This window comes from Vibrio sp. 10N.261.51.A3, from assembly GCF_041471965.1.
Taxonomy (GTDB): domain Bacteria; phylum Pseudomonadota; class Gammaproteobacteria; order Enterobacterales; family Vibrionaceae; genus Vibrio; species Vibrio crassostreae_C.
The window spans coordinates 1-21,800 of sequence record NZ_JBFRPK010000059.1 but is presented as its reverse complement, the minus strand read 5'-3'; the positions used below and the strand labels follow the sequence as shown (position 1 = coordinate 21,800).

Sequence of the window (21,800 nt, the reverse complement as noted above, 5' to 3'; positions counted from 1 at the left end):
CAATTTAATTCAGCCATTGAGCTGACACCAACTAACTTACGACAAATTGTTTTGGCTCCTCCTGATTTGGGAGGGGCTAGGGATAGTGATGATGAAATTCGGATATTTTGACGATAAAAACAAAGAATACGTAGCAACCACACCGTGCACACCGATCAAATGGTGTAACTATGTCGGCACATTAGATTTCGGTGGCATTGTTGATAGCAACGGCGGTGTGCTGTTGTGTAAGGGCGATCCGGCACTCAACCGTATCACTAAGTACATTGCACAACTGCCAAACTCTGATTTTAAAGGCTCGACCCTTTACCTAAAAGTGCGTGATGAAGCGGGCAACGTAGAGGTGTTCTCACCTTTTTACACGCCGACTCTGAAGCCGCTTGATAAGTTTGAAAACCACACCGGTTTGTCTTACACCACTATCATTACAGAAGCCTTTGGTGTGCGTTGTGAAGCGACCTTCTTTGTACCAAAAGCTGACCAAGTGCTGCTACAAGACATCAAGGTCACCAACATTTCAGACAAAGCGCTGCATGTTGATGTGGTGCCTGTGTATGAATTCACGCACTTCGATGCACTTAAGCAGCTATTGAATGCGGATTGGGTTCCACAGACCATGACGCTTAAAGCGCACCAACAAGAATCGGGCCATACCGTGCTTGAGCAGTATGCTTTCATGAAGCGTGACTATGCAGTAAACCTGATGACAGCGGATCGCCCTGCGACGTCGTTTGATGGTGATCGCCAATCGTTCTTAGGCAATTTGGGTTACGGTACATGGGCAGCGCCAGAAGCACTAAACAATGATGAATTAGGCAACACCGAGTGTTTGCGTGGCGACAACATTGGTGCACTTAACCTTCGCCTTGGTTGGTTATCTCCGGAGCAGACAGAACGCACTGTTGTACAAATCGCACAAGAACAGAGTCTAGAAGTAGCATTGCCTCTATTAGCTAAATATCGCGACCACCAAGTGGTTGACTCGGCTTTCGCTGAACTGGCTGAACACTGGGATGGCTACCTACAAGCGGTTCAGGTTGAAACGCCAGATCCGGCAATGAACTCGATGCTTAACGTACATAACCCACGTCAATGCCACACAACCAAAAACTGGTCTCGTTACTTGTCTCTGTACCAGCTTGGTTATGGGGCTCGTGGCATCGGTTTCCGTGACTCTTCGCAAGATACTTTAGGCGTAATTACTCACATGCCGGAAGAGGCGCGTGAGTTCATTGAGCGTCTATTGTCTGTTCAGAACACTAACGGTTCTGCGATGCACCAGTTCTTCCCATCAACGATGGAAGCGAACGCGGGAGACTCGCGTGAAGAAGAAGATCGCCCTGACTATTACGGCGATGATCACCTGTGGATCATCTACGCGGTGACGCAATATGTGAAAGAAACGGGCAATGCAGACTTCTTGAATAAAGAAATCCCGTTCTATCAAAAAGACAAAGCGGGCAACCCAGTTGAAACGGGAACCGTGTGGAACCACCTGTGCCGCGCGATTGAATTTACCTACACCAATACTGGTGAGCACGGCCTACCGCTGTTAGGTTTCGCTGACTGGAATGACACGGTGAACCTGCCAACGGGTGCTGAATCGATGATGGTGGCGAACATGTACGGCAAAGCACTGCTCGACATGTTGGATTTGTGTGAGTTGCGCGGCGAAGTGCAACTGACAGCTAAGTTTAACGATCAGTACCAACAGATGCAGAGTACGGTGAATGAGTGCGGCTGGGATGGCGAATGGTTTGTTCGTTACTTTGACGAGCAAGGTTTGCCAATTGGCTCTCATAAAAACGAGCAAGGGCAGATCTACACCAACGGCCAAAGCTGGCCGGTGATCTCTGGTTTCGCGACTCAAGAGCGTGCAACGCAAGCCCTAGACTCGGTTTACAACAAGCTGAATACAGCGAATGGCATTAAGCTTTCAACTCCTGGTTACAACGGATTTGATCCACAGTTAGGTGGTGTTTCAACTTACCCACCAGGTGCGAAAGAGAACGGCGGTATCTTCCTGCACTCTAACCCTTGGGTGATGATCGCAGAAGCGAAGATGGGCAACGGTGAACGTGCTTACGAGTACTACCGTCAAATCAACCCAGCTTCGAAGAACGACGACATCGATACCTTTGAGTCTGAGCCATACTGCTACCCACAAAACATCTTGGGTGACGAGCATAAACAGTTCGGTTTAGGACGTAATGCATGGCTTTCAGGTACTTCATCTTGGACATACGTTGCAGGTACGCAATGGATTCTGGGTGTTCGACCTGAAGTGGATGGTTTGCTGGTGGACCCATGTATTCCTGCTGAGTGGCCTGAGTTCAAAGTACGTCGTCAGTTCCGTGGCGCGACCTACAACATTCATGTTACCAACCCAAATAACGTGTGTAAGGGAGTGGTAGAGATGAAGGTCAACGGTGACCTAATTCCAGGCAACAAAGCACCGGTATTTACATCGGGTGAGCATTCGGTAGAAGTGGTTTTAGGTTAACAAAGAGAAGGGCGCTTTATGCGCCCTTTATTGCTTCTTTCGTTTGGTTTTTTAGTTTGGTTCTTTCGTTGCAGTTGTTTCGTTAGCAATGCGTTCTCTGGGGGCTGATTTCGCATACAGCAGTTACTTTACTTTGCTTTCTTTATGTTGGCTGATAGGTGGCCTGGCATTGCCAATTGAAGGTTTGAGACTGGTTCGGGCTAAGAGTCAGTAAGCCAATTTGGTTATTGAATGCATCTGCAGTGCAAGTCATTGGTTCTATTGCAATGCTTTGCTCGCTAGCCGGCGTGTACAGCTGAACGAATGGGTAGCTTGCATCTTGTTGATAGTGAATCGCAGCTGATGAATCTGAGCGCGTCAAAGTCAGTTGGTTGGTTGTCTTCGAATCAAATTCAAAGCAGTGATTTAGGCTTTGATTCGTCAGGGAGTCGCCCAAAGACAAACGGTTAAAAACCTGTTTTTCACCATTAGGTAGGTCGTTCACGTGTATGACTTCGGAGCACTGCGACATGGACAGCGCACATTGTGTCAGATCCGTACCCAGTGAAAAGTAAGGGTGCCAAGCATCACCGAATGGGAAGGCAGAATCACCAAGATTAGAAGCGGTTGTTGAGCAAGAGAGCTTGCCTGTTATGTCGATAGTGAAGGTGACTTCAAGGTTAAAAGCAAATGGGAAAGCAGGGTGCAAAGAAGACGTTTGATACTGCATTGTCACACTGGCTAACTCTTCGTTGGCTACGCTGTTTGTGATTGAAAAAGGTTGGTTATAGAGCAGGCCATGTACGGCGTGATCAGACCAAGGAAAGTTAGCCGGGAGTTGATGGTTTTGGTTATCGAAACTGTAACGACCTAAGTTTAAACGGTTTGGAAAAGGGAATAATTTAGCACTGCGGGAAAAGAACGGATGTTGGTTGATCAGTTCATCATAATTCTGATAACCACAAATAAAAGAGAACGGACTGTTATTTACGATATATTTATTAATAATAGCACCAAATTCATTGATTATTTGAAGTTCTATACCATGTTGGTGGTTTATTAATGTGACAGAGTCAATACTTCCAAATTTTTCATTTATAATTTTAAACATGTTGATGTCTCCATTTTTGAAAGATATTAACAAGAAGAAAAAAATATTCAATGGCGGTTTTAAAATGAATAATAAAATTCCATATACAAGCTATTCAGGAAATTCAAAACACCTTTGCAAAAAAGGTGATGCAGTTGAATTTATTCAACCTTGGTACACGCCAATTTCTACCACACCAGAAAATACCGGCATGGCAGTGGGTGGTATTGGTAATACATTTACACTGACGCCAAATGGCAACACGCCAAACTTTAGCTTTATCCCTGGTATATTTGTTGATTGTTCAGAGCAAGTTATTAATTTTAATGATTTTTATGCTTCAGTGATGGATGTGCCAACCATCGACACGCTGCAAGTCATTGATGAGCAAGATCTGGGTGTTCACCTGAACTTTTACCCTGCTTTGTTCGATGGTAAGAAGATTGACAATACAGACATGTCGAATGCGATTAACCACATTCGTTCGGCATTAAAAAATGGTGGCTTCTACCAAGAGAATAAAGCTAACTTTACAAAATGGAACATTGAGTTTTCAAATAAGACTCAATTGTTGATTGAAGAAGATTCATCTTCAACTATTTGTCAATTATATGTAGCCTTAGATTTCTTTAATGGTTTATTAATAAATGATACAACGAGATTATTATCACTCACTGCGGGTAATAATAATGATATGGATAGTATCAATGGCAGTGATATAGATAGTGTTAATGGCAGGGATATAGAATACCAAGCTTTATATCCACTGGCTGAATATAAATACAGTAGCTTCGAAGATATTAATATAAAGCGTAAGGTAGTCTCTCCGATCGTTAAAGAGAACAAACGCCTGTGCTCTTTACCGATGCACTGGAATCACTTCGAATTAACCAATCATTCGGCGCAAACACGCGTGATTACGCTTGCTCAGCCGCTACAAAACTTGATTGGCTCAACTTATCGCAAAGGTCGCGATGGCATTCAAGATTCGGCGTGTACCTTGTCTCAAAATCCAATCGCCCAGCAGCATCAAGCGGTTAGCGTAAACGGCGAAAACCACGGTTTTACGGGTGTCCAGCTCACTAGTCAGTCCCCGTATCAAAGTGATATTGAAGGTGAAGTGGTGTTTGGTGTTCAAGCGAATAACCACCTGACCGAATCTGGCAAGATATCGGTGTCTGTGAAGCCAACACTTTATACCTCTAAGGCAGCGGAGCAAACAGAGTTCGCACTGAGAACAGGCCGCACAAACGCTGAATTCCAAACAGGTATCTACACTGGGCGTGAAGCTCTGAGTGCATTGATTGTGGTTCAGGTTGAGTTGGAGCCGGGGGAGTCTGTTGATCTGCGTTTTACACAGGTGATGGCACACAGCAAAGTCATGCTTAATGGTTGGCGTTCAGAGAAGGCCTACACGCAATTCTATCCGCAAGCGAAACCTGCTCTGCCGATGTTAGAAGAGGTATTGCCAGAGCTAGAAGCGATTGAGCAACGAATTGTCGAACAACAAACGGCCTTCCTACAGCAAGCTCAACGCAAAATTTCACAGCCTGAATCGGCACTTCGATATGCGACGATGGCGATGAATTCACTATCATTCCTAGCCGAATCAACGGTATGGGATAAAGAAGACAAGTTCCTGGTGAAGGAGTGTGTTGATTACCCGTTCTTTAACTCTCTGGATGTGTATTTTTACGGCTCATTTTCGCTTCTTTATTTGTTGCCGGAGCTTGATGGCTGCGTGATGAAAGAGTTTTCGAAAGCCATTTTGGCCGAAGACTTTACTCAGCGCCGATACTGGGAATATGAAGCAACACCGAATGCTGAATTGATCGATGAGAAGTACCAAGGCGTGCGTGCTATTCGAGGTGCGGTTATTCATGACTTGGGTAGCCCGTTCGACATCCAGCCTGACGCGTACAGCTGGCACAACGTGAAAGAGTGGAAGGACTTAGCACCGAAATACATTCTGATGGTGTACCGTCACTATCAAAACACGCAAGATATTTCTGTAGTTAAAGAGTGCTGGCAGGCTGTGACTGAGAGCATCGATTTCTTATCGAATTTGATCGCTGAGGGTGACGATTTACCACTAACCCGAGGCACAGACGATACCTTTGATAACCTAGCTTCTCACGGCATCTCTATTTATTGTGCGAGCCTGTGGGTTGCTGGCCTGCAAGCCGCGAGCGAACTTGCACAATTGATGGGTGAAAGCGAGCGAGCTAGCGGTTACTTAACGCGTTCTAAAAAGGCGTTAGCCACGGTTGAGCAAAGCTTGTGGGATGACAAAGAGGGTTACTACCACTTCTTCGTGACGCCAGTTCAAGCCAAGCATCTAACGGGTGAAGGCTACCAAGCTCTGGAAACCTTAGGCCTAACTTTGACGGGCGATGCGATTGCCGATAAGAACACGCTCAATACCTATCTCAATGAAACAGATACTTCAATCAGCATCAGCAAGGTGTCTCAAAGAGTATCTAAGAAGCGCTTATTGAGCGAGACCGCGCCTCAAGCCTTTACACAAGACTACTTAGATTTAGTACCTGATTCAGACAACAGCTTTGGCGATGCTTTATTGGCTGACAGCTACCTAAAGCTCATCGGTTTAGAAGGTATTTTCCCGCAAGAGAACATCCAACGCGCACTAGACTATGTTTATAAGCATAACTTCGAAATTAACAGCCCTAAGCTTGGGGTTGCGAATATGACGTTGGCCGATGGTTCGCCGCATGAGGCATTTCAGGCTCAAGATGTGTGGATTGGTGTGCAGTTTAGTGTCGCAACGGCGTTGAGTCTGGCAGGTAAAAACCAGCAAGCAGAAACATTGATGGATACCGTGTATACCGCACTCTATGACTATTCAAAAATTCCATTTGCAGCGCCAGAAGGGTTCAATTGCTCTGTGTCTGTCAATGAGAAATATCTTATAGAAGCCTTTAAATTGACGCAAAATGATGCGAAAAACTGGCTAAGTGTACTTAAATGTCAAAACTGTGTGCTGTCTGACGGTCGGATCAATCCAACATTGACGAAAGATACTGATAACTTTGTTAAAATGGTGAGCGGTGAAATTCCGTTAGAAAAGCTGGCAGGCTTACACAAATGGTTACTGAGTACTGGCTTGAAATATACGGCTGGTCGTTACTTTAGACCGGGGATGATCTTCGCCTACTTGTATTAACTTAATGACACGATTTTCAGCTAAAGCAGTGGTATGCAGGTTGAAACTGATGGGGAGCTTAAAGCTCCCCGAATGTCATTTGATTAGGGATTCGAGATGCGCACTAAAACAAAAAAAACAACAGTATACGATGTAGCAAGACTGGCTGGTGTTTCTCCCAGCACCGTGTCTCGCTTCCTTAATCGAACCACTTATGTGTCTGACGATAAAAGCCAAAATATTGAGCAAGCCATTAAAGACACGGGCTACAAACCTAACTTCCAAATGCAAGAAAACACCAACCGACGTTCACTCACCATTGGTGTGTTGGTGCAACACCCTGACAGCCCTTATACCAGTCGTATCCTCAACGACATGGAGAAAACCCTGATAGCTCAAGGCTATTCGTTAGTGATAGCAACCGGGCATTGGCAAAAAAAGCTCGAGATACACGCCTTAGAGTATCTGGCTAAGAGCAATGTCGATGGAATGATCATCGTAACAGGCAGCATCACCAAAGAGGATATTGCCAAGTACGCGCAAGACATCCCGATTGTCGCGGTCGGTTATGATTTCGCTGAAGACAACGTTCGTTCAATCAATATCGATAATGTGCTAGGCGGTTACATGGCGACGCTTCACTTATTACAACAAGGGCATGTGAACATCGCCCATATCAAAGGGCTTTCGAGTCAACCAGATGCGGGTAATCGTTTTGAAGGCTATAAGAAAGCGCTGCAAGAGGCGGGCATTAAGGTGATGCCAAAGCTCGTCAAGCAAGGGGATTTCAGTAGTGAAACTGGCTATGAGAAAACCGTGGAATTAATTGAATCTAAGATTCACTTCTCAGCCCTGTTTGCTGCCAATGATCAAACGGCTTACGGCGCGATTAAGGCGCTCCATGATCACGGCTACAAAGTGCCAGAAGATGTGTCAGTGATTGGGTTTGATGACTTGCCAACGTCTAAGTATTTCACACCTGCGTTAACAACATTAAGGCAGCCAATTGAAGAGATTGGAGAGGTGTGTGCTCAGTCGATTTTGAACTTACTTTCAGGTGAGAGGCATGAAGCACGACTACCACCGATAGATTTAATCGTCAGAGAGTCGACCAAGTCTCTGTATCGTTAGTTGTGAAATGATTGAATCATAGGGAGTTACAGTCAAAGACACATTATTTCCCTTCAGAAACGAAAAATGTCGCATCCATGCGACATTTCTCTTTTGGCGGCCAAACCAGTTTTGCTATATCCATTCTAGATTTCAATCCATTAGGAGATTATTCAGAATGTAATTATAAGACGCTGTTAATGTTGATTAGTTCCCTTTATGCGGCATTTTTTTTCGATTTATCTTCTAAGTCGAATGACGCAGCGATTAATTTCTTGGTGTAGTTGTTTTTCGGCGCATTGAAAATCTCTTCTGCAGACCCTTCTTCCATTACTTCGCCCTTCTGCATCACCAGTACGCGATCCGACAGTGCTTTCACTACCGAGAGATCGTGGCTGATGAACAGGAAGCCGATATTGTGCTTGGCTTGAATGTCTTTCAGCAGGTCAATCACGGTCAGTTGTACAGAGCGATCGAGTGCTGAAGTCGGTTCATCCAGCAAAATGAAAGAGGGCTCTAGAATCAGTGCGCGAGCAATCGCGATACGTTGTCTTTGTCCGCCAGAGAACTCATGTGGATAACGGTTTATTGAATTCGGCTCTAAGCGAACTTCAATCAATGCTTTGCGTGCTCTTTCTAAACGTTCTTGCTTGGATAGATGAGGTTGATGCACCGTTAAGCCTTCGGTGATGATTTCCCCAACTGTCATGCGTGGTGATAAAGAACCATAAGGATCTTGGAACACCATTTGGACATCTTTCTTGAGCTTGTGACGCTCTTTATCATTTAATAAGCTAACGTCTTGGCCTTTGTAAACAATACGTCCGGTACTCGGCAGCAAGCCGATTAATGCACGTCCAAGGGTTGATTTACCTGAACCAGATTCACCAACAATGCCTAGCGTTTCGCCTTGCTTAAGATTCAACGAAATGCCTTTTACGGCTTCGAAGTACTGGCTTTTACTCTTGATAAAGTGTGATTTCACCAAGAACTGAACTCGGATGTCGTCAGCACACAATAGTTCTGGGGCTGTCGCCTCAACAGGAACCTTAGCGCCTTTCGGAATCGAGTTAATGAGCATTCTTGTGTAATCATGTTTAGGACTATCGAACAAAGATTGAGTCATCCCTTCTTCTACGAGCTCACCTTTACACATCACTAGCACGCGGTCTGCAAAGTGTTTCACCACACCTAAGTCATGGGTGATGAACAAAATTGCCATTCCCATCTTGCCTTGGATCTCTTTGATAAGAGCAAGCACTTCAGCTTGAACCGTTACATCTAATGCAGTTGTAGGCTCGTCAGCAATCAGGATATCCGGTTGATTAATCAGCGCCATTGCGATCATGATGCGTTGCAGCTGACCACCCGAAAATTCGTGAGGGTACTTGGTGTACGACTTTTCTGGCATTGGCAAGTGCACAAGATTAAACAGCTCAATCACTCGCTGTTTGGCTTGAGACTTTGACACTTTACGATGACACATAATAGCTTCTGCCACTTGAATGCCGACGCGCAGGTATGGGTTCAAAGATGTCATCGGCTCTTGAAAGATCATGCCGATTCTGTCGCCACGAATCGACTGCATTTCACGCTCTGATTTTTCGAGAACAGACTCGCCTTCAAACTCAATTTGAGACTGCGGATCAATAATGGCGTTGTCTGGAAGTAGACGCATCAGTGCGTTGGAAGAGACAGATTTACCAGAACCTGATTCACCAACAATGGCCAAGGTTTCGCTGGATTTAAGGGTAAAGTTAACCTTTTTCACCGCATCAACGATTCCATCGTTGGTTTTGAAGCTAACGGAGAGGTTATTGACTTTAAGAAGAGCCCGGTCCGACATGATATATCCTTATCAATTTAAGACATTAGGTGAAGATTGAACTTCTGACGTTGTTTTAAGTTGCCCAAAATGGTGATGAGCACGTTGAATTTGTTCTAGTTCGAGCATCCAATGCGAACTGCGTTGCGCGCTACAAAATGCGATTAAGTGGTTAAGTAGATCTTCACTCTGCTTTTCCAGTAACCCGTGGGTGCGTTGAATCAGCTCTGTGCTCTCAAGAGAGATAAATTGCATTAACGCATAAGACTGATTCAATGTATCAAAGGCTTGTTGGTGTTGCCCTAAACGGTTGAGAATCTCAGATTGAGCGACGCTTGCATCTCTGAGTCCCGCAAGTAGACAGGCAAATTGGCAAGGCTTGATATCGCTTTGGTATGCCGCATCTTGAATGTGGTGAGGAAGAGAATTGAGAACATCACCATAAAGGCGTTGTGCTTCTGGCCAGTGACCTTGTTCCATTAACTGTTCAGCTTTTAGGTAGTGCATCCAGCATCGTTCAATTTCCATATCCACATCCTCAATTTATAATATCAGAAAATGTTAATGATATTTATTATCAATTGCAAATTAAAATCATTCACATGTTAAGTTGGTGAATTAAATGACGAGCTATTCCTAAAAATGGCTTAAATTGTGTGTTATTTGTTCAGTTGAACAGCTGTGTAGCGTAAGTCACTAAATTTGTAGGAAATTACATCTACACTGATTTTATCTACACCCAAGTAATGAAGGACTAAGGAGGCGGCGATGGCGATGCAAAGACTCAATACAGAACAGCTGTATCAGGTAGCGGATTTAGACAAGCTACCATGTAAGTCGACCAAAGAACTGGCTCCAATTGACGAAATCGTCGGGCAGGAACGGGCACAAAAAGCCGTTGAGTTCGCGATGTCAATCAAGGAAAAGGGTTACAACATTTATGCGATAGGGCGAAATGGTCTGGGTAAACGCACCATGATCTTGCGCTATCTGAACCGTCACCCTCAAGAAGTGCAGGAGCTTTTTGATTGGTGTTATATCGCGAACTTTGAAGATATTCGTACACCTAAGGTACTGAAATTGCCGCGTGGCGTTGGCAGCAGCTTAAAGCAAGATATTGAAAAATTGATGCGTAAACTGCTGAAAGGTATGCCTCTAGCGTTTGATAACGAGATGTACTTTAGCCGTGCTGACAGGCTTAAAAACCAATTAGCAGCTAAGCAACAAGCCGCGTTAGAAAGCATTAGCCAAGAAGCGAAAGACAAGGGCATTAACCTGACGATCACCACTCAGGGTGATTACCAGTTTGTGGCAATGAATGGCGATGATCTTCATACCGAAGAGAGCTTTGATCTGCTTTCGCCGGAAGAGCAAGATCAATTCGATAAAACCATTGATGGATTGGAAGTCGGCCTACGAACCATCTCTCGTGAACTGACGGAACTTGAAGAGACGTACACTGAGAAAATTCAAAAGCTGAATGATGATACGGCGCGAGATGTGATCACGCACTTCATCAAGCAATTGAAGAAGGATTACAGCCAATATCCAGACATCAAAAAGTACCTAACGGCACTGCGTAAAGACATTGTCGACAACGCTGACATCTTCTTAGAAGAGAGCACGGAGCAAGCAGAAGTTGCAACGGCCTCTTTGGATAAGAAAATGCCGCGTCGCTACAAGGTTAATGTGATTGTGAGCCAAAAGGAGGAGACTCTGCCGATCGTGGTGGAAGAGAATCCAAATTATCACTCTCTGTTTGGCTATGTAGAAACGGCGACGTTCAAGGGTACTGTCTTTACTGACTTCTCATTGATTCGCGCAGGTAGCTTACACAGAGCCAACGGTGGCGTATTACTGATGGATGCGGTGAAGGTACTTGAGCAGCCGTACGTTTGGGAAGGCTTGAAACGAGCACTGCGTTCACGTCAATTGAGCTTCACTTCATTAGAAAAAGAGGTGACCTTAACGGGGGCGGTATCGCTTGATCCAGAACCGATTCCATTGGATGTTAAGATCATCCTGTTTGGCGATTACCGAACTTACCAACTGCTGCAACACTACGATGCAGAGTTTGGTGAACTGTTCCGTGTAACGGCCGATTTTGAAGATGAGATGAAGCGTACTCCCGATTCTGAAATGCATTACGCGCGCTTTATTTCGAGCATCGTGCACGACAACAACATGCTGCATTGTGACCGTAAAGCGATCGCTCGCATCATTGAGCACAGCTCTCGTCAGGCGGGTGACCAAGGTAAATTGTCTCTGCACTCTGCTCACATTGCTAATCTGCTTCGTGAATCAAACTACGTGGCGAGAGGCTCAAAATCGAACCTGATTCGTGCAACGCACGTTGACCAAGCGTTATCTAACCAACAGATGCGTGTCGGACGACTGCAAGACAGTGTGATGGAAACCTTCACTAACGGCACAACGCTAATCCATGTTGATGGTCAAGCGGTTGGGCAAGTGAATGCGCTGTCTGTACTCAGCACGACGGATCATATGTTTGGTGCGCCGAACCGAATCACGGCAACCACCGCTTACGGTGATGGTGAAGTGATTGATATTGAAAGAAACGTAGACCTAGGTGGCAGCATTCACTCAAAAGGCGTGATGATCTTGTCGGCTTACCTTTCTTCCGTATTTGGCAAGACAGCCAAAGTCCCGCTCACCACTAACATCACCTTCGAACAATCGTATGGTGGCGTCGATGGTGACAGTGCGAGTATGGCTGAGTTCTGTGCGGTGGTGTCAGCGTTTTCTAAGCAGCCAAACCGTCAAGACATCGCGATTACAGGCTCGATGAACCAGTTTGGTGAGTCTCAGCCTATTGGTGGTGTGAACGAGAAAATTGAAGGTTTCTTTGATGTGTGTGAAATCAAAGGGCGTTCAAACGAACAAGGGGTGATCATCCCGCGTTCAAATGTTCACAACCTGATGCTGCGTAGCGATATTGTGAAAGCGGTTGAAAAGGGCGAGTTTAATATCTGGGCGATTGACCATGTAACAGAAGCGATTGAACTGTTCACAGGCAAAGCCGCAGGTGAGGCGAGTGATGAGGGTAGTTATCCAATTGATACTATATTTGGTATCGCCCAAGCTAAACTGAACGCACTGCGCAAATAGTTTGAATATCTAGATACACAGTTTAATAGCTAAGCTAAATAGATAGATAAACAAACAGATAAACAGCCAAAACGCAAAAGCCATCGATTCTAGAGTCGATGGCTTTTTTGTTGGTTGAGGTTTAGTTTGCCAGTGAGCTATTTGTATTTGGTCAGCTTGCTGTATTCGGTGAAAGTCGCGTGTTAAAAGGCGTTACCCATTTCGTAAGCAAAGCTTGGTGCCATCGAACTTCAGTTTTGCCAACAAGTGTTTGGCGTTAGCTCGGCCAATATCATCAAATTCGACACCGTATCGAGCGTAGTGTGTCGATTTCTGTAGATTGCAGACGATGCCTCGCAATGGCGGAATCAGTGGTCCGTTGTAGTTCTCAGGGGTTATCTCAATAGACACGCGATCGGCAATCTGAATAGCACGAGAGGTTGGTGAGGTAACGAAACGACAACCACTTTTCGATAAGTCTCTTATCTCACAGTTTGCTCGCTGGTCGTTGAAGATGATTCTTGAAGCCAGATTCACTTCATAGCGTGTTTCTTTACGTAGCTGTGTCACTTGCATCGTGCTTGGTGTAGACAGCACTAGAATAGGGAAGGGTTCACCAATCTTATGGTGAATTTGGCTTCTAAAGTGGATAAGCGCGCCTTCACCTCGTAGAGAATACGCACGAGCGGTCATCCAAAAACCTTCTTGAAAGAAAAAGTTCAGATCTTCATTGGATACCTCGGGAACCTCAACCACAATACAGTTATCACTGTGCGTTCCGATAAACTTGGTGGTGGCGAGAAACTTCGTGCCAACGGGAGTCGAGACATTTAATGTCAGCTCACTGCCGTGCTCAATCATGGCCAGTGCATCAGTGCTATTGATAGTGGAAACGGTGCGATTACGAGGGTCTTGAAGTGCCTGATTATGCTCCAAAGGCTTCTTCAGGGGTGCGTTCATTATATGTTCTCCATGCGCCAACATGCGTCTGTTAGTTATACTGGTAACTTGCTAACAAGGGGTTATTACGTACTAGATTTAGTGGACGTACTCACATAGATTTATAGAGTGCCTTTTATCATTGCTGATTTTATATTAAGCCGATTGCACTGAATTATTTGCTGTGTTTGTAAGTACTTAGTTTTATTTATATGCACTTGCGCTAGTCTATTACAAGGAACTCATACTTCAAACTTTTATTGTTTGTCGTATCAATTATTTGCAGGAGTTGAGAATGCAAGCAGTAAAATGGGATCAAGAAGTGAACCAGATCACGGTAGAGTTAGAACCCAACCAGTTCGCGGTCGTTAAGTATCAAAAGGACGGAGATGTACTACATATCACGTCGACACGCATTCCTGATGAACTGCAAGGCAAGGGCTTTGGGAAGGTGATGATGGAATCGGTATTGCCTGAAATTGAACAAGCGGGCTTCAAAATTGTGCCGGTTTGTAGCTATGTGGTTCACTACATGAATAGGCAGCCACAGTGGTCACACCTTCTATCCGATAAAGCATAACAACGAGTAATATGTCTCAATCAATATCGTCGAATAATCGAGCTCAACCTGAAGCGGGTTCAAGTCAAAATCAGCCAGAGCTTTATCAACAAGAGTTTTATCAAAATGAGCTTTATCAAAAAATAGCGACCTCGCTGGGTTGTCATGAAGGGTTTGATGTCCAAGTGATTCAACGCCTATGGGGTGGATATGGCGAGTTAGTTCGCTTAGTCTTTTCTCAAGAAAGCAGTGCGGAACTCAAGAGTGTGATTGTTAAACATGTCGCGTTGCCAGATAAAGCTGAACACCCAAAGGGTTGGAATACCAAACTCTCTCACCAACGAAAGGTGCACTCTTACCAAGTTGAAACGGCTTGGTATCAATCGTTCACTCAACAGTGGGATGAGCGTTGCCCTGTACCTGTAGGGCTGCATTGTGAGTTACAAGAGAATGAATGGCTGATTGTGATGCAAGACTTGGCCGAAATCGGCTTTCCGTTGATCTCTCAGTTTGATGTGCTTGCTGCCTCTGACGATCTGGCAACCAAAGATACTCCGTACGAATGCGCGTCTATCTACACCTCTATCGAGCAAAAACAACGTGATGCCTGTCTAAAGTGGCTTGCTAATTTTCATGCGAAGCATATCCATATCGACCAAGAGCAGTCTGCATCATTATGGAAAATAGGTACTTACTGGCATTTAGACACACGTCCTGATGAGTTAAATGCATTGGCCGACTTACCATTGAAGAATCAAGCCAAGCACATCGACCGTTTACTAAAAGAATGTCCGTATCAAACTTTGGTCCATGGCGACGCCAAGCTTGCCAATTTCTGTTTTGATTCAGAAAGCCAAAATGCAGCTGCCGTCGATTTCCAATATGTGGGTCATGGTTGTGCGATGAAAGACGTGGCTCTATTTATGAGCAGCGCAGTGAGGCCGCAAGATTGTGCAGAGCTTGAATCACAGATGTTAGAGACTTACTTCCGATACTTGGAAGAGGCATTGGCGTACTATCAGCCACAGCTTTCCCTCGATGATGTTGAAGCCGCATGGCGACCAATGTTCTATGTGGCGTGGGCTGATTTTCAACGTTTTGTAAAAGGTTGGAGTCCAGATCATTGGAAGATCAACCCGTATACTGAGCAATTGACCTTACGAGTGCTCACTCAATTAGACGAACAGGAGTCCGTCAATGTTCGATAGAACCGCGAGCTGGAAAACGCCGCAAAACTTCTTATTACTGATTTCGATTGTTGTCCCTATCGCGTTTTCGAGCTGGATGGCTCTGCTTAATAACTTCGTGATTGAGAAAGCGAACTTTGATGGCGCCGATATTGGTTTGTTGCAAAGTGTTCGTGAGATCCCAGGCTTCTTAGCGTTTACCGTGGTGTTTGTTTTAGCCTTCATTCGAGAGCAACGCTTTATGTTGATATCGCTGGCGATGCTCACTGTAGGCACCGCGATTACGGGTCTGTTCCCCTCACTCACTGGATTGTTGCTGACTACCATTTTAATGTCGACGGGCTTTCACTATTTTGAAACGCTGAAGCAGTCTTTGTCACTGCAATGGTTGAGTAAAGAAGAAGCGCCAGAGATGCTAGGTAAGATGATCTCAGTCGGCGCACTGGCATCCTTAATCACTTACGGATCTATCTGGGTGATGCTAGAACAGCTGAAGCTCGACTTTGCTTGGGTGTACGGTATTACTGGCGGTATTGGTTTTATTCTGGTTTTGGTGATGACCTTTGGCTTCCCTGAGTTTCAAACCAAGACGCCACAGAATAAGAAGTTGGTACTGCGAAAGCGAATTCCGATACTTAAAGCAATTAATTCTTTACTAATTTAGCAATCTCACTGAAACGTTTCTGTCCAGAAATTCACTAACGGTTCTTACCTACTAGTTTCCAACTTAGTTAGCTGTGATCAATAACAGCCAACTCGAAAATGCCCCTTTATTCTTTAGATATAGCAGTCATTCGTATAGGGGCAGTTGAACCTTGCCCAAGTTGCTTTCAAGCTATATAACGATCACAACGATAATCTAAATGAATTGTAAACGCCCCATGAACCTACAGGGCGATATTACTAATGTTTGAAGTTCCAAGGCAGGAGTGCATCGATATCGGGCTCTGCTTTTGCTAGCTCTTTCATGCACTTGACCATGTAGTCGTAGAGGATAAGACCGTTAGCTTTCGCGGTCTCGATGATGCTGTAAAGCATCGCGCTCGCATCAGCACCGTTTGGTGTGTTGGAGAATAGCCAATTTTTCCTGCCAATGACCAGTGGTTTAATTGCGCGTTCAGCGCGATTATTGTCGATAGATAAGTGACCATCGTCGATATAACAAATGAGTTTAGGCCACTGCCCGAGCGTGTACTTTATCGCTTTACCTAATGGGCTAGAGCCTATCACCTTCTGGGTTGTCATCCATTCGTAAAGCTCATCCAGTATCGGCTTGGCATACGCTTGACGCTCTGCTTTTCGCTCTTCGGCAGGCACTCCTTTTAAGCGTGATTCTATCCCGTAGAGCTTTTGGATTTTAGCCAGCGCTTTATCAGCCTTGCCCGATTTACCTTTCACTCTACGGTGACTTTGTTCAGATACATTACCTGAAGCACTTCAATTAGATTGAGCATCTTCCCCGTTAACCAAAGGCTGACGTTGATATTATGTAACGCTAATGCGTTAGCACCACTCTTATCTATCACGACCTTTTCGGGCAAGCCATTATGGCTAATTGCCTGGTGAAGAAGGCGCGAGCTGCCTTCTCGTCACGGTATTCGCACAGTAAAAAATCAATCACATTACCGCATTTATCAACGGCTCGGTAATAATACTTCCACTGGCCTTTGACGTTAATGTAAGTCTCATCCATCCGCTACGAAGTAGCGACAGGCTTCTTTCTTCGGTGTGCTCTGTGCTCCAATAGTGGGGCGTATTTGATAACCCACCGATTGATGGTTGAGTGATCAACATCGGTACCTCGCTCATTGAGTATCTCTTCGGTTTCACGGTAGCTCAGCTTATAAGAAACGTAATAACGAACAGCCGGAAGAATGATGTCGGAAGGAAAGTGGCGCCTGTAAATTTGATGGCCATAGCGTCGGCAGTGGTGAATTTTGATGAAGAGTTTAACCTATCACCACTGTTTACGACAGAACCTGTAATTGTAATATTGTCCACCTTTTCTGATTTTTAAGTCTAATATTAGAAGATTGATTTTGGTATTCAAAGCGTGATAGCAATGTTCTTTACTTTCGATATTGAAGAGGTAAGTGATGACAAAAGCATTTTTGGTCTTGATCGGAGTTGTACTTTTCGGTTGTCGTGATGATTCTACTGAGTTCAGCTTTACCCCTGCTCCTGAAGAGGAATCACCTCAACCCATTACTTTTGAGGCTCAAATAGGTGAAGTGACTATACAAGGCCTCAAAGAACCAATAATCACAGTCGCCCCTTCACTTTCTGCGACTGAAGACGGTACCTCACTGGTTACAATAGAAACGTTCAAAGGGATACCTTATGCTTACTCGGGCGATAGTAGCGAAGGTGATTTTTTCTTCGGTGCGCCTGACCGTTTTGAACACAGTGTGATGCTGCCTCTAGCACAAGCGGTGACCGAAAATAATTCGTATACAGACTTTGGGAACATATGCCCTCAGTTTGGCTCAACAGAATTGTACTCAGAGACCTGCCTTTACTTGAACGTATGGAGACCTAATAATGCGACTTCAGGTGATTTATTACCTGTGTATGTTTATATCCATAGTGGTTCGTTTGAAACGGGATCTGGACACCTGCCCAATATAATTCCAGATGTCGCCGTTGCACAAAGTACAATGAGTGATAACCCCTTTATCGCTGTTACTTTTAACTACCGTCTTGGTTTATTGGGAAAACGGTGGGTTGAAGATGCAGGTCAAACGAAAGGAGGCAACTTTGCGGTTGGTGATCAAAAGCGAGCTCTAGAGTGGGTTAGCCAACATATCGAAGACTTTGGCGGAGATAGTACAAACGTCACTGTATTTGGGCAAGGTGCTGGTGCGACATCAATTAATGCGCTTCAGCAAACAACCAGTGGAGAGCGCGATCCTGAAGATGATATTGCCGGTAATTTCTTTAGCAGAGCGATTATGCAAAGTTTACCGCTCGGACTTTCATTTGAATCATACGCTGCAGCGAAAGACCAATACGACACTTTAGAAACTGCAATGGCAACGCTGTATCCTGATTTAAGTATTAACCAATTGACGGTTGATCAGATTTTAGAACTACAAAAACAAGTAAAAGCAGAAATAACGGGACGCTTGTTTGGTTTACCTGACCAAACCATCGAAAGTATGGTCAGTGACATCTTGGGCTGGATTGAAGATGGCGATAGCACGGAATCGATTGTGGCGAAGCTTACTTTGAAATACGCATCGGATATTGCAGCAATCGAACCGCGAGCGAAATTACTTCCCTTTTCACCCTACATTGAGTCCCATCGTGAGTGCATAAAGACATTCCTTGGGGTTTGCACAGAATATGAGGAATACCCAGGCTATCACGTAACAAGCCTCGCTCATGAAGCTCCTTTAACCGTCCCTTCTATTATAGGATTTAATAACAATGAAACGGATAGTTATATAGCGGAGTTAAAGTTACTATTCTTGATTAATATAGAATTATTACCGGGTATTAAATTACTTGATGTTGTCCTATTTTTAATAGGAGATAATGATGATATTCGTGATTTGCCACAAATAGCAGATATACCTGCGTACACGTTAATATCATCAATCCTATATGTAGATCGGTTGACCGACACGCCTTTACGCTTTGATGATTTCTCACCATCGGAAAATCCTACCACTTTAGATGGGGTATCAGAAGAGATAAGAAAGTTTAATCAATTAAATAATCAATTGATATATAAATGTGCTATTCGTGATTACGCAAAAGAAGTCGATCATGACATCACTCCTATCATTTATCATTTTGACTATGTCGCAAGTTTTAATAACCAGCTGATTGAAGACTCTATTTTTGACACAATAGGTAATTTGGCTTGCTTCGGTGGAAAAGCCTGTAACCAAGCTGAAATTCCTTTTGTATTTAATCGATTATATAACCAAAGCGGATCGAAGATAGCGCCTGATGAAGGTGACCTTCTTCTTATGGGAGAAGTATCGAGTTTGTGGTTTAGCGATGAATTATTCAACCCTGAATATCGATACCAAGAAGATACAGATAACATATTGGTGATAGTTAATAATGCCACGGATGATGGTGGCGAAATAAACAAGAATATTACAGCGTGGGATGCTACGATAAATATGGGTATTGATGCTAGCACATCACAAGGTATTTGTGATGCTATTTACTAAGTCGTCTTTTATTACAGTGAGGTAGGAATGATGCTACATATGCTAAATAGAGTTTGTTGGATAGAGATGAAAGTAAATCATCGAAATTTTTTTTATTTTATTTCGTAGATCTTGGTGCGTAAGTTTCTTTTCTTTTATTTTGATACTCTCTAATATTGCTAATGCAAAAGAAGCTTCGATTTTTGAGCAGTATGGCATACCGGAACACCTACCTAAGTATGGTATTAGTACTTTATCTCAAGGTGATCATATTGTTGAGCACGTTCGTAAAGTCACTTCAATTAATGAGGAGGCTTCATCTTCATCTTTTTATTTAGTGCAAACAACAGATTTAAAGGGAAATATTGATTTGAGGATTAAATATTTTCAGGATCAAATTTCTCAAATCGATGGTGAACCTTCACTCTCAGAAGATGGTGGAGCGATAGACTCCATTGAATATTTGACTAAAACAGAATATCGACTTCGCGCCTACTCAGATAGTTACGATCGGTCTTCGGTTACCGTTGAAGAATTAGATGAACGTCGTGCAATTGTACGTTTTAACTATTCTAAGTATCAACTACCTCAAGATGTCGCCTATTTTCGTTTCATGCGAGTTGAGATAAGTGTTGAAGATCGCAAGCCTGTTAAAATGGTGATCACTAATTCGCAACCATTTACCTATGGTACTTATAGAATTGAGGATTATAGACAAGAAATCTTAATCAGTGAGCGTTACAATGGTCAATTTTACGTTAAAAGCAAAACCATTGTGGCAAACGGAGTAACTAGAAAAAAAGAAAAGCTTACTCTGTCATTGCTCATGACTCCCGTCGCTTTTTATGACGATGTAGATGGTGTCGAAGTTCTAGATAGTGAAAAGCTTGAAGAAGCATCAGATCCTCGTATTCGAGAAGAAAAGGTCGAGGTCAGTAGTTTTTTCCCACTGATGGGAGACTTAGTCCGTAGACAAGGTATTGATATTCCTCTTCCATACGGTTTTTCTGTCGCTTATCGCAATCAAGATATGGATCTTGGCTTTCAATCTTTTAATTTAGGTCTCGGAGCATTAGGCCTTCAGAATTTAGATAAGGACTTTGAACCGACAGAGACCTTCGCCAAAGTTAATGCTGAGAGTTTTAGTATAAGGGGAGATGTCTATATTTTGCCTTTCTGGAATGTTTACGCTTTAGCTGGAAAGATTAAAGTTAAGGCAACCATTGATGCGCAATATACATCGGAGAGTTTAAACGAAGTTAAAGATAGTTTAAACGGCATCGATCCTGGATTAGGTGATGCCTTATGTAGTGCGCTAAGCAATGAAGGACTCCCTCTGTGTAGCCCTGGTCGATTGAAGCTTCCTTTAAGTCTTGACTATGATCTGTTAGGTGTGGGTACTACACTAGCCGTCGGGTATAAAGAATTTTTCGCCACGCTTAATATGACCGCATCTCAAACACGATTAGAGGGCTCTTCGAGCTGGGGTGATACTCTGTTTGTTGCTCAACCAATGGTTGGTTATCAGCTTGTTGATTATAGAGCTCAGTTATTAATTGGTGCTGAATATCAAGGCTTAGATTCTACGTTATCCGGTAATCTAGGTTATGTAGATGCGTTACAAGGTGAGTTCACTTATGACGTTGATGTTTCTTTAAATCAATGGGCTTATTTGATTGGTTTTAATAAGCAAATAGGTAAACACTATAATATCACAGCCCTTTATAATAAAGGTGAAACAAGAGAAGCATATACAGTTAGTTTGGGCTATCGATGGTAAATGATTGTGTTAATACTAAGCTGAAATATGGGGAGTATCCGTAGCTCAATTTATTTAACATTAATCTAACAATGTGGCCATGAAACATCTTAGTTTCTTATGGCCATTTTTTTGTTCGGGTAGCATTCTGATTTAAAGGCTCTCCGCCACTTGAAACGCAACACCTCACCCGCGAGAAGAGATGCATCAAGCACTTGCGTATTTTCATCCAAGCACATCGAAGTTGATTATAATCGAACAAGAAGGACAGTGCTCTTGGATATCTAAGCCCAGTTAACTTTAAAAAACAATATGTCGCTTATGCGTATTTCGGTGATTGCGATCGGCTGTTTCCCCCCGTGTCAGCATAGTTGTCGTCTAGATTTTTAAGGGGCGTTGTTAATGATCAAAT

The 21,800-nt window shown here is 43.8% G+C and carries 12 protein-coding genes and 3 pseudogenes; 9 read left to right on the top strand and 6 right to left on the bottom strand.

The genetic code is table 11. The annotated features are described in order from the left end of the window. Positions 1–88 precede the first annotated feature (88 nt). Positions 89–2,503, top strand: coding sequence for a GH36-type glycosyl hydrolase domain-containing protein (locus tag AB4371_RS14945; RefSeq protein ID WP_372150254.1), 2,415 nt, complete (start codon positions 89–91; stop codon positions 2,501–2,503). A 142-nt stretch (positions 2,504–2,645) separates the two neighbouring features. Here AB4371_RS14945 and AB4371_RS14940 read toward each other — a convergent pair whose 3' ends face one another. Then, positions 2,646–3,593: an aldose 1-epimerase gene (locus AB4371_RS14940; RefSeq protein ID WP_372150252.1), complete on the bottom strand. Its 948-nt coding sequence runs from the start codon at positions 3,591–3,593 to the stop codon at positions 2,646–2,648. Positions 3,594–3,657: 64 nt separating this feature from the next. Between AB4371_RS14940 and AB4371_RS14935 the strand changes: the two genes are divergently transcribed. Both AB4371_RS14935 and AB4371_RS14930 read left to right on the top strand, forming a co-directional pair. After that, entirely contained in the window at positions 3,658–6,756 is a 3,099-nt protein-coding gene (locus AB4371_RS14935; protein ID WP_372150251.1) for a GH116 family glycosyl hydrolase, read from the top strand. Positions 6,757–6,852: 96 nt separating this feature from the next. Then, positions 6,853–7,866: a LacI family DNA-binding transcriptional regulator gene (locus tag AB4371_RS14930; RefSeq protein ID WP_137001361.1), complete on the top strand. Its 1,014-nt coding sequence runs from the start codon at positions 6,853–6,855 to the stop codon at positions 7,864–7,866. Positions 7,867–8,062: 196 nt separating this feature from the next. Here AB4371_RS14930 and AB4371_RS14925 read toward each other — a convergent pair whose 3' ends face one another. Together AB4371_RS14925 and AB4371_RS14920 are read right to left on the bottom strand one after the other, a co-directional pair. Continuing rightward, the gene (locus AB4371_RS14925) at positions 8,063–9,691 is read right to left on the bottom strand and encodes an ABC transporter ATP-binding protein (RefSeq protein WP_372150249.1); all 1,629 of its coding nucleotides are present in this window, start codon (positions 9,689–9,691) and stop codon (positions 8,063–8,065) included. 12 nt (positions 9,692–9,703) lie between these two features. Next, a complete protein-coding gene (locus AB4371_RS14920) occupies positions 9,704–10,198 on the bottom strand; it encodes a hypothetical protein (protein WP_008218112.1) in 495 nt (164 codons plus the stop codon). Positions 10,199–10,438: 240 nt separating this feature from the next. On the opposite strand from AB4371_RS14920, the gene AB4371_RS14915 reads away from it, so the two are divergent. Then, positions 10,439–12,799, top strand: coding sequence for a Lon protease family protein (locus AB4371_RS14915; protein WP_017061577.1), 2,361 nt, complete (start codon positions 10,439–10,441; stop codon positions 12,797–12,799). Between the two features lie 192 nt (positions 12,800–12,991). Here the strand turns inward: AB4371_RS14915 and AB4371_RS14910 are convergent, their stop codons facing one another. After that, positions 12,992–13,738: a flagellar brake protein gene (locus AB4371_RS14910; protein WP_017065025.1), complete on the bottom strand. Its 747-nt coding sequence runs from the start codon at positions 13,736–13,738 to the stop codon at positions 12,992–12,994. 274 nt (positions 13,739–14,012) lie between these two features. On the opposite strand from AB4371_RS14910, the gene AB4371_RS14905 reads away from it, so the two are divergent. The 3 genes and pseudogenes from AB4371_RS14905 to AB4371_RS14895 all read left to right on the top strand — a co-directional run. Next, a complete protein-coding gene (locus AB4371_RS14905) occupies positions 14,013–14,297 on the top strand; it encodes a GNAT family N-acetyltransferase (protein WP_004732803.1) in 285 nt (94 codons plus the stop codon). An 11-nt stretch (positions 14,298–14,308) separates the two neighbouring features. Further along, positions 14,309–15,484: a phosphotransferase gene (locus AB4371_RS14900; protein ID WP_372150247.1), complete on the top strand. Its 1,176-nt coding sequence runs from the start codon at positions 14,309–14,311 to the stop codon at positions 15,482–15,484. Further along, positions 15,474–16,088: pseudogene (locus AB4371_RS14895) on the top strand (MFS transporter); the annotation flags it as partial. The gene AB4371_RS14900 and the pseudogene AB4371_RS14895, both read left to right, overlap by 11 nt. Before the next feature lie 278 nt (positions 16,089–16,366). Here AB4371_RS14895 and AB4371_RS14890 read toward each other — a convergent pair. Both AB4371_RS14890 and AB4371_RS14885 read right to left on the bottom strand, forming a co-directional pair. Then, positions 16,367–16,858, bottom strand: a pseudogene (locus AB4371_RS14890) (transposase); the annotation flags it as partial. Continuing rightward, positions 16,850–17,369: pseudogene (locus AB4371_RS14885) on the bottom strand (IS6 family transposase); the annotation flags it as partial. The pseudogenes AB4371_RS14885 and AB4371_RS14890, both read right to left, overlap by 9 nt. A 190-nt stretch (positions 17,370–17,559) precedes the next feature. Between AB4371_RS14885 and AB4371_RS14880 the strand changes: the two are divergent. Together AB4371_RS14880 and AB4371_RS14875 are read left to right on the top strand one after the other, a co-directional pair. Continuing rightward, a complete protein-coding gene (locus AB4371_RS14880; RefSeq protein WP_372150246.1) occupies positions 17,560–19,650 on the top strand; it encodes a carboxylesterase family protein in 2,091 nt (696 codons plus the stop codon). A gap of 139 nt (positions 19,651–19,789) precedes the next feature. After that, positions 19,790–21,409, top strand: a complete 1,620-nt coding sequence (locus tag AB4371_RS14875; protein WP_104216074.1) for a hypothetical protein — start codon at positions 19,790–19,792, stop codon at positions 21,407–21,409. Positions 21,410–21,800: the final 391 nt, after the last annotated feature.

Excerpts from the sequence above, each read along its gene's own strand:
- AB4371_RS14905 (WP_004732803.1), top strand. The coding sequence starts at position 14,013 with ATGCAAGCAGTAAAATGGGATCAAGAAGTGAACCAGATCACGGTAGAG.
- AB4371_RS14925 (WP_372150249.1), bottom strand. The coding sequence starts at position 9,691 with ATGTCGGACCGGGCTCTTCTTAAAGTCAATAACCTCTCCGTTAGCTTC.
- AB4371_RS14900 (WP_372150247.1), top strand. The coding sequence starts at position 14,309 with ATGTCTCAATCAATATCGTCGAATAATCGAGCTCAACCTGAAGCGGGT.
- AB4371_RS14920 (WP_008218112.1), bottom strand. The coding sequence starts at position 10,198 with ATGGAAATTGAACGATGCTGGATGCACTACCTAAAAGCTGAACAGTTA.
- AB4371_RS14930 (WP_137001361.1), top strand. The coding sequence starts at position 6,853 with ATGCGCACTAAAACAAAAAAAACAACAGTATACGATGTAGCAAGACTG.
- AB4371_RS14915 (WP_017061577.1), top strand. The coding sequence starts at position 10,439 with ATGGCGATGCAAAGACTCAATACAGAACAGCTGTATCAGGTAGCGGAT.
- AB4371_RS14910 (WP_017065025.1), bottom strand. The coding sequence starts at position 13,738 with ATGAACGCACCCCTGAAGAAGCCTTTGGAGCATAATCAGGCACTTCAA.
- AB4371_RS14880 (WP_372150246.1), top strand. The coding sequence starts at position 17,560 with ATGACAAAAGCATTTTTGGTCTTGATCGGAGTTGTACTTTTCGGTTGT.
- AB4371_RS14935 (WP_372150251.1), top strand. The coding sequence starts at position 3,658 with ATGAATAATAAAATTCCATATACAAGCTATTCAGGAAATTCAAAACAC.
- AB4371_RS14945 (WP_372150254.1), top strand. The coding sequence starts at position 89 with ATGATGAAATTCGGATATTTTGACGATAAAAACAAAGAATACGTAGCA.
- AB4371_RS14940 (WP_372150252.1), bottom strand. The coding sequence starts at position 3,593 with ATGTTTAAAATTATAAATGAAAAATTTGGAAGTATTGACTCTGTCACA.